Origin of the sequence: Falcatimonas sp. MSJ-15 (assembly GCF_018918265.1) — a bacterium.
Lineage (GTDB): Bacteria > Bacillota > Clostridia > Lachnospirales > Lachnospiraceae > Falcatimonas.
Map to the genome: position 1 here is coordinate 144,941 of NZ_JAHLQC010000007.1, position 12,465 is coordinate 157,405.

Genomic DNA, 12,465 nt, shown 5'->3' on the forward strand with positions numbered 1-12,465 from the left:
CTAAATTCACCTATGAGTAGGCTCACATGGGTTTAGACCTTGGAACCCGCCACGATAGAGCATAAAAGCGGGCTGATAATTCTACGATATGCGAATATCTGGTAGAATTGTGGGAGTGCATAACATGGAATAATTCATAGGCATCATATAATAAACAGGGGGATAAAAACGATGATGATTGATATAGATGAAGATAATAATTATAAACTTAGAGATGTTCTTGTAATTACTGACCACAATACACAAAGCGGCGGAAGGGCAGCTAATGATAGATATTGGACTGTTACAAAAGGGATTGTAGCAAGATATGAATATCAGTCAGATAAAGTAATAGAAGAAAAAGCTACGATAATCTGGAGGGAAGAAGGGAGCAGCAATAATTGGAAGATTGAATTAAAGCCAGAGACAATATATCGTCTTAAAGTTCGAAGTCTTAAAAAGAATGAATATGGTTATCCTGATATGTCTAAAGATGTTATGAGACTTTATGATGTGCTTGATTGTTATGATGAGAATGAAAGTCTTATGATTCTGTTTAATGAATATATAGGAGAGACTGTTATTGAAGATGAAGAACTTGGAACATTCAGCTATAAGAATGGTTCAGAATGTTATATTAGGAATCAGCTTGAATGGCTTGGATATGATATAGATGTGAAGCTTGAGAGCAGAGATGGAGATAAAGATGAAGGACTTATAGCACTTTCGCATTTTAAGGATATATACAATAACAGAGAAGAGTATGACATAATAGTTAGAGAATATGCAGCTAAGAATACAACAGATGTAGTTAATGAACTTAATTACAGGACTTATGCTGAATATACGGAATATGAAGAGATTAGTATACAGGAATTCTATAATAGAATTATTCTCAAGATGATAAGTATCAGAGCAGATGGAAGATATAGATTTTATTTTGATGATGATGATATGTTTTGGGGACGACTTATTATGGTTGAAGGAGATATGGAGAATGGTATAACAGGAACAGATGTTGTGGTTGCATAAAAAGAATATTAAAAAAATGAAAACAGATTAAAATTGACATAAATATTTTGTAATAGTAGAATGTTTATAAGATTTTAATCTGTTTTTTGGTGAGAGAACTAATAATGCAGACCAGATAAAAAATCACAAGGGATAAGGAGAAAAAATATGAATATTAATGAGGCATTTGCTATACTTGATATAGCAGTAACGAAAGATGAAAACGCAATAAGAGATGCATATCACAAACTTCTTGCAGTTAATAATCCGGAAGATAATCCAGAAGGATTCAAAAGACTTAGAGAGGCATACGAAGTTGCATGCGAATATGCCAGAACACCAGATGAAGAGAGTGGAGATAAGCAAGGAGAATATGATCTGTCAACGCCTATGGGGAGATGGGCTAATGATATAATGCAGATATATAATAGTATATCAAGAAGATGCAATATTGAAGAGTGGAGACAGCTTTTAAAATCTGATATATGTTATGATCTTGATTATTGTGAAGAAGCAAAATGGGAACTTTTTAGAATACTTGCGAGATATTTTAGAGTTCCTAATGAAGTATATAAATTGTTAGATGATACTTATGGAATAGTAGAGAATGAACAGGAATTCAATGAACATCTTCCGGTAGAATTCGTTAATTATATGAAAGACTGTCTTGAACAAAAAGGCTTTGATTTTCAATTTTTTGAAGGTCCGGATGATGCAGATTATGATACATTCAGAGAATATCTCTATCAGATGGAGAATGCAGTATATTCAGGAAGTATAGAGAATGTTGAAGATTATATAAAAGTGATTGAATCAACAGGTATATATCATCCACAGTATACAGAAGTGTTAGCAAGATATTATGCTCTTGCAGGTGACAATGAGAAAGCGATAGAATGTGCAAATAAAGTTATTAATGATGAACGACTTGCAAAAGGCGAAGATACAGAAGGATATATGGTTATATCAGCAGAAGTTCTTATGATGGCTGGAGATAAAGAGAGGGCAAGAGATATTCTTGAAGAATATTCAAAAAAAGGAAGATATTATGTATGTGAGAGATGTCTTACTAAATATTATCTTGAAAAAGATATGCTTAATGAAGCGATTCTTCATATTGATAAAGCTATGGATATTGCAAGTACAGAAGAGATACATGAGATAGCACAAGAGATAGATGCAAGATATATTGACAAATATGAAAAAGAAGCAGAGGAAGGCAGTCTTAATGAAGAGTACTTTTCTAATCTGATGTATGCATATCTTCATATGGAACAGCCAAAAAAAGCACTTGAACTTATTGCTGCTAACAAAGAATTCATGGATAATATAGATAAACACTATAAGATACTTATCTCACTTAACTTGTCTAATGAAGATTGTCCTAAAGCTATGGAATATGCTAAGTGTTATGCCAAAAAGTTAGAAAACGAACTTGAAAAAGGAATATATGAAGAAGATGAGACAGAAGAAGATAAGAAACGAAATCTTGTATATGCATACGGTTCAATGGCTAATATTCTTGTAGAACAAGGACAGAATGAATATGAACAATCTGACAAAGAGGCAGAGCATGAATGTTACTTACAGGCATACGACAAGTGTAAGATAGCAAGAAAATATGGCAAGGATAATATGCAGATGATGTCATTAGAAGCGGATATTCTCTATCTGCTTAATGAATTTGAGAAGTCATGTGATATATGTGATGAGATTCTTGAGATTAATGAGAATGTATTTGAAGCTGTTACGAAGAAACAGAGAGGTTGTTTTAGACTTGGAAGATCCCAGGAGGTTATTGATCTGTTCTACAGAGCAAAAGCTATGTATTCAAAGCGACCAATTATCTATGCGTATGCAGCAAGAGAATTCTTAAAATATAATCAGATTGAAGATGCACGTTCAATCTTAGAGCAGGCGTATGAAGAAGATATTAAGGAAGAATATGCAATAAGAGCAGTAGATCAGCTTGTTAAATATAGTGAGACACAGGATATAAAAGAAAAGATAAATATTATTAACAGCCTTCCTGATTATATAGAAGAAGGTGAGAAAGAACGCTATGATGAACTTGCGGCATATCTTTCATATTTTTATGTAATTGAAGTATATGAGCATAGAGCTGCATTCAAAGTAGAAGATGATGAACTTATAAAATATATTAATAAGGCATTAGACTTTGATGACAGGAGTCCGGCATATCTATCAATGGCAGGAACATTAAATAAGAGTTTTGGCAAGTATGATGAAGCCATGGAATATTATAAGAGAATTAAAGAGATATATGGAGATTCAAGAAATGTAGAACTTGATTTTGCAGATCTGTATATAGAACAGGATAAGAGTGATGAAGCAGTAGAAGCTATTAAGAAAGCAGAAGAACTTGGAGCAGAAGAACCATATACACATAGATTTATCGCATATAGATATGACAGACTTGCAGAGAATATTCATAATGCTAAGTGGTGCAGAGATTCAATCAGACATTATATGAAGCAGATTGAAGAGACACCTGATGATAGTAATTATTATTACTACAGGATTGCGATAAGCTATATGTATCTTGAAGAATATGATGTCGCTTATGATATGATAACTAAGGCAATAGATGCTTCTAACAGGAAACCAACAGATGATATGATGTATATTAAGGCAAAAATATTACTGTTAAAAGGAGAATACCAGAAGTCGGTTGAGATCTTTGGAATGGCAATGAACAGAAGAGCAACACCTTATGCAGATGAGAATGCTAATAGAACTTATGATATTATTAAGATGAAGACAATAGCATATCGAAAGATGGGAGCTTATGACAGAGCTATTAATACAGCGATTGATGCATTTAATGGATTCTATACTAATGAAGACCTTCAGGATTCAGTAGGAAGAATTCTGATTAATACATATATAGAGTGTGGAAGATTTGAGAGAGCAAGACAGTTCCTTGATGAACATCTAAAACGCATAATCTCAGATTATGATTATTCAGAATACAAGGTAAGAATACTTGAAGAAGAGACCTATAAGAAAATGGGAGATCTCAGAACATTATATAATGTATCAGTAGAAGAATATAGAAAGTACAAGAATGAATGGGCATCTTATGTTGCCGGTGTTACTTCTTTGATACTTAATGCATCTGACAGAGAAGGTGTTATGTATCTTGAAGAGACACTTGGTAAGACAACAGATTCAGCAAGAGATAAGATGGACTGGCTTATGGATACAATTCTTATATTAAAACATCTTGGACATGAAGATAAAGCTAATTATTATATAGATATATTTGAACAGATAATATTGGAATGTTATCCTGCAGAGAAAGACTATATACCAATATCTAAATATGTTGATGAATCATATGAGCATCTGTCACACTTAAGTATGGCAATAATGTATTGGTGTATAAAAGGACATGTGGATGTTGCTTCAAAATATATAGACATATTAATGAAAACAGGAGATGAACCATTAAGATGTATATGGAGAAATGATATAAGAAAACAGGCACTTGCTGTATATTATGAAGCTTCAGGAGATAGAGCAAAAGCACTTGAACTTCTAAGAGAACTCTCAGATAACTATGCAAGTTATTATGCAATTGTAAGAATGAGAAGAATGTATGGAGCAGTATTTAAATCATCAGACAGTAATAGTGCTTCTAAGAATGTTAACAGTAATGCTAATAATACGAGTGATAATGCAAAGGAGAATAATACTGGAAAATGGAGTCTTTTGGAACAGTTAAAGAAGCACTTAAAAAAATAGCAGGTCATGGAGTAATGACAGCATATTATTGCGTGGCTGCATCGGGAATTATATTAACAGCAATATGTACAGTTATGAGCTTAACCGGTGTAGTGTCAAAAAATAGAATGGCAATAGTAGTACATATAGCATATTGCATTATGGGAGTAATAATATATTACATAATTGCAAGATGCATTAATTACAAAAAGTGCGATAAGCTATATATGATGGCGACAACGTCAAAGTATATAGACATATTAAATAAAGAAAACTATGCAGCAGATGTTGAATATAGTCTTAAGAACGAAGTTATGCTTGTTAATAAGAGAATGATAGTAACGAGAACATATATCATTGGAAGACTCTACAATAGAGGAAATGATTTTGTAGCAATATCAGCATCGGATATAACTAACTTTAGTTATACAACACATACATACAGAGGCAGACACTCTAGCACCAGAAAGGGCAGTCTTGATATAACACTTAAAAATGGAAAGGAGTTAAGTCTTATTCTTGGTGTGCAGGGGGAGATTGAAAAAAATGTTGATGCACTTGAAGAAGTAGGAATATGGTGTTAACATAATAGTGTGATGTTGGTATAGTAATAGGAAATTAGTATAATAATATGCAATATAAAGCACTGATATTATCAGATGAAAGATAATGTCAGTGCTTCTTTGTGTCACAGCGTATTTTTATGTCAGAATATATTTTTTATGTCATACAATATCTAAAATTTTTTATTCGACATCATTACATGAAGGTGTATTATTAATATAGCACATAGCATTGTCAAGAGAAGTAGTTGCAATGGCTTCAAGCGCCTCTCTTGTGAAGAAACCCTGATGAGAAGTGATCATAACATTAGGGAAAGAGAGAAGTCTTGCTGTTGTAGAGTGATTAAGGATCTCATCAGAGCGATCCTCGAATACATTGTCGCCTTCTTCTTCATATACATCAAGACCGACACCGAAGAACTTATGGGCACGAATACCTTCTATAAGATCAGTGGTATTGACAAGAGCACCTCTTGAAGTATTGATGAGAATTGTACCTGTCTTCATAATAGCTATACTGTCTTTATTGACGAGATGGTATGTGTCATCTGTAAGTGGACAGTGAAGAGATATAAGATCAGATTTGCTGAATAGTTCAGGTAGCTCAACATAAGTTACAAAGTCAGCAAGCTCCGGATTATGATATACGTCATAAGCGAGAATATTCATGCCAAAGCCTCTGCATATTCTTGCCATTGCAACACCAATCTTACCTGTACCGACAATTCCGGCAGTTTTGCCATAGAAGTTAAAGCCCATAAGTCCTGACAGACTAAAATCATTTTCACGAACTTTAACATAAGCTTTGTGAATACGCCTGTTGACTGTAAGAGCAAGAGCCATTGCATGCTCAGCAACAGTTTCAGGTGAATAACCGGGAACACGCATTACTCTTATACCGGCTTTTTTGGCAGCATCAAGATCAACATTGTTAAAACCAGCACATCTTAGAAGAATAAGTTTTATACCACAATCTTTTAGAACTTTAACAACAGGTGCAGATACATCAGAACTTACAAAAGCACATACAGCATCATAACCATGTGATAAGGCAGCAGAATGCATATCAAGATCATCTTTTAAAAAAGTGATTTCTATATCAGGATAAGAAGGTAACTGGTCATTAAAAGACAATTCATCATAAGATTTAGCATCATAAAATAATATTTTCATAAAAAACTCCTTTCATTGATTTGTTTAAATAGGTAATTGCGAAAATATGCTTTGAAAGATTTCGCAATTATTTGATTTGCTTCAAGCAGTATATCGGCGAATTTGGATGATTTGGCATATTAATATTTTTATCAGAAATGAATAAAAATATGTATAAAATGGTGCTTTTGGCATTCTTGAAGATAGAGTATAAGTGTGATAGAATAGATAAGGCATTGTGCAAGAATAGGATTGTATATAGATGTATAGGTGCTTATAAAAACAGGATTGTTTACAGATGTAAACTATTTTTAGACATAAGTGTTTAGGATATATAAGTGACGATGGATTTGTAATAACCTATAAATATATAGTTACATATAAAAATAGAGGGAGAAAAAATGAAAGTAAATATACAGCCTGAGAAAAAGCTCGGAAGACTTGTATGCAAGACAAGGCGAAGTGTGATTAGAGTAGTGACTATTGTTATGACATTACTTATAATAATAGAACTTGTTATGGCTATTGGTGCAGATGCATCTGATAGAGCATTTGCATACGGACTCACAGTAGAGTGTCTTATATTTATAGCTGTCTTATATATTATTCTTGCAATACAGGTACACTCTAAGTGCAGTAAGAATAAGATAGCAGCGAATATATCTACATATCTTAAGGCATCGGATGCAGTGAGTAATGTATCTGATAATATAACAGATAATTCATTAAATAGTATATTAGAAGATGATATAGCTAAGAAGATATATACAGAGCAGCTTTTTGCTAGTATAAGAGATGAACTGCTTATTGCTAATAGCGAGCTAATAGTGACAAAACAGTTTGTTATAGGAACACTTTATTCGGATACAGGTAGTAGTATAATTATTGCATTAAGAAGAGATATGATTAAGAATATTGTCTGTGAGATAAAGTATGTCGGACTTTTGCGTGGAAGAAAAAAGAACAGAGGATATATGACTATTATACTTACTAATGGTAATAGTATACAGCTTAATATTGGAGACACAGGAATGGCAGAATATAATATCAGCCTTTTGAAAAAATGTGGATTAATATATTAACAATAAATAGATAATGAGGAATGAGGTAGAAGTAATGATAATTGGAATTGATTTAGGAACAACTAATAGTCTTGTGGCATATTTTGATGGGGAGAGATCAAGAATTATACCTAACAGACTTGGTAAACCACTTACACCGTCAATAGTAAGTATAGATGAGAATAATAATATTATGGTCGGTGAGACAGCAGGAGAATACGGAATAATACATCCTGACAATGTAGCAAAAGTATTTAAGAGAACAATGGGTACAGAACAGAAGTACAAGCTTGCTAACAGAGAATATACAGCAGAAGATCTTTCATCATTTGTATTAAGAGCACTTAAAGAAGATGCAGAAGCATATCTTAAGGAAGAAGTTACAGAAGCTGTTATAAGTGTACCAGCATATTTTGATGATAAGAGAAGAAAAGCAACTAAGAGAGCAGGCGAGCTTGCAGGACTTAAAGTTGAACGAATTATAAGTGAACCAACAGCAGCAGCTATTGCTTATGGATTATATGAGAAAAAAGAGAGTACAAGATTCCTTGTATTTGACCTTGGTGGAGGTACATTTGACGTATCAATTCTTGAGTTATTTGACAATATACTTGAAGTAAGAGCAGTAGCCGGAGATAACTATCTTGGTGGTGAAGATTTTACAAGAGTGATTATAGAGAAGTTCTACGAAGATAATGAGCTTAAGGAAACAGAACTTAAGGAAAAACAGATTGTAAGAATAAGAGAAGCAGCAGAGTATGCCAAGAAACAGTTCGCAACAGAGAGTAGTGTTACAGTTAAAGCTGTGATAAATGATGAAGAAAAAGAGCTTGTTCTTACAGACAGTGAATATGAGAAATTGTGTGAACCATTACTTGATAAGATTCGTAAACCAGTTCAGAGAAGTCTTTCGGATGCACATATAAAGCTTGCTGATATCAATGAAGTTGTTCTTGTAGGAGGCGCAACAAGACTCCCAATAGTACAGAACTTTATAGTTAAGATGTTCCATAAGTTCCCTGACAGAACAGTTAATCCTGATGAAGCAGTAGCAATAGGTGCAGCAATTCAGGCAGCTATGAAAGAGAGAAAAGAAGCTGTTAAAGAAGTTATTCTTACAGATGTATGTTCATTTACACTTGGAACAGAAGTAAGTGTCGAGAGAGCACAGGGTAACTATGAGCCAGGACACTTCTTCCCTATAATAGATCGTAATACAGTAATTCCTGCGAGCAGAACAGAAAGATTGTATACATGTCATGATGAACAGGATAAGATAGAAGTAAAAGTACTTCAGGGAGAGAGCCGATTTGCATCCAATAATCTTTTACTTGGTTCACTTGTTGTAGATGTGCCTAAGAATAAAGCAGGTAAAGAAGCTATTGATATTACATATACTTATGATATTAACTCACTGCTTGAAGTGGAAGTTAAGATTATATCAACAGGTGAAGTTAAGAAACAGATTATAAAAGGCAAAGAGAATAATATGACACCTGAAGAGATTGCAAAGAGAATGGAAGAACTCTCATATCTTAAGATTCAGCCAAGAGATCAGGAAGAGAACAGACTTCTGTTACTTAAGGGTGAGAGAATGTACGAAGAATGTGCAGGCAAGTACAGAGGAACAATAGATATGTGGCTTAGAAATTTTGAAGACGTATTGTCACGTCAGGATAGAGATGAGATAGCACAGGCAAGACAGGAATTAAAAGATAATCTTGAAGAACTTGAAGAACATATGAAGTGGGATTAGTGGATTGCAAAGCAGTCTTTTCGTATTATATATATCTGGTAATAGTAATATATTGCCAGATTATTTAATATAGAATTGAATTTTGTAATTATATAATGATTAATATTAATATGGAGAGAAAGACGGATGATTGATAACCTTACAGATTTATATACTTATTATAATATACTCAATTATATACTTAATTATGGCATAGATGCGCAGTTCGATGACAGAATATATTCATTATTTGCGGCAAAGAGCAGAGCAGCAGATGTTAAGAATGTATATAATATAATAAGAGAACCATATAGATTGGCTAATAATAAAAAAGTAAAGGTTAGTAAGAGCAGAAATTCTAAGAGAGAAATAGATGCAGTCATAGATTATGAGAATAATGACAGATGGACTAATTATATGTATACCTGGTATGGTGCAAGTAAGATGACATCAGATGGAGAAGATGTTAATAATGGAAGAATTGATACATATTCACTGTATGAGAGTGCACTTGATATGTTGCTTAACAGTGATTCAGAGTATAGATATAGTGAAGATGATATTATTCCCGGAATAGCAGAAGAAGTTATAGAAGATAATTCGAATATTAATAAAATATCTACTTTTGTTAAGGAATGTTTTAACAAAGGTATCTTTGAATATTGTGATGGAAGTATAAAGCTTTGTCACAATATTTTTGATGAATTCAATGAGAATAATCTAATAGATGAAGTATATAGTATAGCAGATATATTCAGCAACATAGCTTCATTAAGTCCGATAGGATATTTTTTAAAGAGAAATATAAAGATGTATCTTAATAATATTGAGAATAGTGATACATACTTAGAAGATACAAGCAAAAAGAGTATTAATAAACAGTCAGAAGATATTAATGAAAGTAATAATACTAAGAGAAATTCATATAACAAGTTGAATACAAATTACATATATATAAAAGGCAATTCAATGTATTATTCATTCTGTAATGAACTTATATATAGAGCATTATATGCAGCAGCAAAGAAAAGATATGTTGTAATTAGAGGTATGAATTATATTGTAGACAAGATATATCTAAAATCTGATGGAATGTTTGGTACAGGAGAATATCCATATCTAAAAGCATATAATCAGAAGACAGGATTGCCTGAAGATATAGCACTTGATGAAGAATATCTTGAAGTTGGAGATAAGATAAAAGAAGATATTCATATAAAGTTGGATATGAATACAAAAGATCTAATAAGTAATAATAATCAATATGATATAGAGGACAATATAATTACAGATACAGTTGCTTTTTATATTAATCAAAGAGAATGTGAGCTAGATGAAGTTAATAACATAAGATGCAATAAATCACATTATCATACAAAAGATTATATACAGGAACGTATAGACAGATCAGCTTATAAGTGTATATTTTCACATAATGCGGAAACAGTAGAATGCTATGATGTATATAAAGGCAGAAATATGATATATGATAAAGCAATCTATAATGTAGAATACAAGGCTTCTCTTAAAAATGATTTTATAAAGTGGGTTAATTCATTTGGTAATTATGCAGAATATAAGGCAGATTCAGTATATATATTCGATGAATCAGAGAAGAAAATAAGTGTCAATAAGAGAGAGAATAGTAACTTCGATAAAAGTCTGTTTGAACCATGGAACTCTATATATCTTGATGAATATAAGAAGAGACATAATATGTTCATTCCGTCAGTGACAGAATTATTCTGGCTTCAGAACATACTTAACAGATATCGTAACGTATGTAAGATATTCGTTGAAGAGAATAGGCTTAATAAGATAGAGAGTATATTGTTAGAATATATATCAAGACATAGATGTGATTATGATGATAGATTTAAAGAAGAGGAGGTGTTCAATCCATTTACATGTGGCTCTTTAGCGGCATTAAAGACAGATACAGAGAATGATTGTGATATAGTGGTAAAGACAGATACAGAGAGTAATTGTGATATAGTGGCATTGCAGATTGATGAGAAGATAGAATTAAGTGAATCTGATATTGCTATTATGCATGAGATAACAGAGTGGATTAAGAATAAGAATATTATCGAATATGAATATAAGGATTATTATGGCAATTATATATCAGGAGTTATCTATCCGTACAGAATGGAGATAGATCTGTTAAATCAAAAGAATGGACTTATGGCATATGATCTTATTAATGAGAAGAACGTCTATATACTCATTAACAGAATAGGAACATTTGAGAATATTAGGAGATATGATAATATCTCTGAATATTATGATTCAAGAAAATATAATACAGATGAGAAATTTTTAAAAGAGATCTTTTATTTTAATAATATGTTCTGTAGAAGCGATGAGTGTGACAGAGTTATAGGACTCTTAAGTCTGTTTAAGACATGGGATTATGAGCGTGATACAGGGAGTAATGAGATTAATTTAAGTCATTCACTTGTAAAAAGAGATGCATCAAAGTTCAAGAATGATTATTACAATATTCTATCTAACGTAAGAAAAGCTACACTTGCTATACAAAATAGTGAAGAAGTTCCTGTAGCTATACTTTGTAAGACATATGAGCAGATAATGAACAGTGGAAGATATAATGATTGTGAGAATATTGATTTTTTTAGAATTGAGATAAAGCAAAAGTATGGATATTATTACAATTATGTAATAAAGAACATTCCGTATGAAGATGGTTACATATCAAGATATGACATACAGAAGAAAGATTATATTCAATTTGATATAACACCTGCAGAGATAAGATATATGACTACAACACTTAAGATGTATCAGTATATATATGAATATCTTATAGGTTATACAGATAGTAATAAGAAGATAAGCCAGAAGAAAAAAGAACGGTGTCATGAGATATTAGTAAGCAGATATTCTGATGTGCTAAGAGAAGAGATTATATATAGAAGCGAGACACTAAAACTTATGAAAGCCAGTATAAGGATAAAGAAGAGATTAAGTATAGCTCTTGCTAATAAGATAAGAAATGATTTAAGAGAATTTGCAGTTAGGATACTGCCTGATGAGACCGATCTAACATTTATAGTAGAGATAATGTATGAAAGTTATAAATACAGAAAAATCCATATGATAATTCTGTCATGGGGAGATAATGTAGAAGTTATAGAGCCAGAAGGATTAAAAAAAGTTATAGAGCAACGAAAAAAATAAAAAAATCCATTTT

The 12,465-nt window shown here is 32.1% G+C and carries 7 protein-coding genes; 6 read left to right on the forward strand and 1 reads right to left on the reverse strand.

All coding sequences use genetic code 11. The features are described 5' to 3' along the window. The first annotated feature begins 171 nt into the window (after positions 1-171). The 3 genes from KQI85_RS07350 to KQI85_RS07360 all read left to right on the forward strand — a co-directional run bounded on the left by KQI85_RS07350 (position 172) and on the right by KQI85_RS07360 (position 5,321). Positions 172-1,011, forward strand: a complete 840-nt coding sequence (locus tag KQI85_RS07350; protein ID WP_216575438.1) for a DUF2262 domain-containing protein — start codon at positions 172-174, stop codon at positions 1,009-1,011. Positions 1,012-1,158: 147 nt separating this feature from the next. Further along, positions 1,159-4,758, forward strand: a complete 3,600-nt coding sequence (locus KQI85_RS07355) for a J domain-containing protein (protein ID WP_216575439.1) — start codon at positions 1,159-1,161, stop codon at positions 4,756-4,758. Beyond that, the gene (locus KQI85_RS07360; RefSeq protein WP_216575440.1) at positions 4,716-5,321 is read left to right on the forward strand and encodes a hypothetical protein; all 606 of its coding nucleotides are present in this window, start codon (positions 4,716-4,718) and stop codon (positions 5,319-5,321) included. The genes KQI85_RS07355 and KQI85_RS07360 overlap by 43 nt, the downstream gene beginning before the upstream one ends. A 162-nt stretch (positions 5,322-5,483) precedes the next feature. Here the strand turns inward: KQI85_RS07360 and KQI85_RS07365 are convergent, their stop codons facing one another. Beyond that, on the reverse strand, positions 5,484-6,473 hold the full coding sequence (locus tag KQI85_RS07365; protein WP_216575441.1) for a 2-hydroxyacid dehydrogenase: 990 nt from the start codon (positions 6,471-6,473) through the stop codon (positions 5,484-5,486). Between the two features lie 380 nt (positions 6,474-6,853). On the opposite strand from KQI85_RS07365, the gene KQI85_RS07370 reads away from it, so the two are divergent. The 3 genes from KQI85_RS07370 (at position 6,854) to KQI85_RS07380 (ending at position 12,452) form a co-directional block, all read left to right on the forward strand. Continuing rightward, entirely contained in the window at positions 6,854-7,534 is a 681-nt protein-coding gene (locus tag KQI85_RS07370; RefSeq protein ID WP_216575442.1) for a hypothetical protein, read from the forward strand. A 34-nt stretch (positions 7,535-7,568) separates the two neighbouring features. After that, a complete protein-coding gene (locus tag KQI85_RS07375; RefSeq protein WP_216575443.1) occupies positions 7,569-9,269 on the forward strand; it encodes a molecular chaperone HscC in 1,701 nt (566 codons plus the stop codon). A gap of 126 nt (positions 9,270-9,395) precedes the next feature. Next, positions 9,396-12,452: a WYL domain-containing protein gene (locus tag KQI85_RS07380; protein ID WP_216575444.1), complete on the forward strand. Its 3,057-nt coding sequence runs from the start codon at positions 9,396-9,398 to the stop codon at positions 12,450-12,452. Positions 12,453-12,465 lie beyond the last annotated feature (13 nt).

Excerpts from the sequence above, each read along its gene's own strand:
- KQI85_RS07350 (WP_216575438.1), top strand. The coding sequence starts at position 172 with ATGATGATTGATATAGATGAAGATAATAATTATAAACTTAGAGATGTT.
- KQI85_RS07355 (WP_216575439.1), top strand. The coding sequence starts at position 1,159 with ATGAATATTAATGAGGCATTTGCTATACTTGATATAGCAGTAACGAAA.
- KQI85_RS07360 (WP_216575440.1), top strand. The coding sequence starts at position 4,716 with ATGGAGTCTTTTGGAACAGTTAAAGAAGCACTTAAAAAAATAGCAGGT.
- KQI85_RS07365 (WP_216575441.1), bottom strand. The coding sequence starts at position 6,473 with ATGAAAATATTATTTTATGATGCTAAATCTTATGATGAATTGTCTTTT.
- KQI85_RS07370 (WP_216575442.1), top strand. The coding sequence starts at position 6,854 with ATGAAAGTAAATATACAGCCTGAGAAAAAGCTCGGAAGACTTGTATGC.
- KQI85_RS07375 (WP_216575443.1), top strand. The coding sequence starts at position 7,569 with ATGATAATTGGAATTGATTTAGGAACAACTAATAGTCTTGTGGCATAT.
- KQI85_RS07380 (WP_216575444.1), top strand. The coding sequence starts at position 9,396 with ATGATTGATAACCTTACAGATTTATATACTTATTATAATATACTCAAT.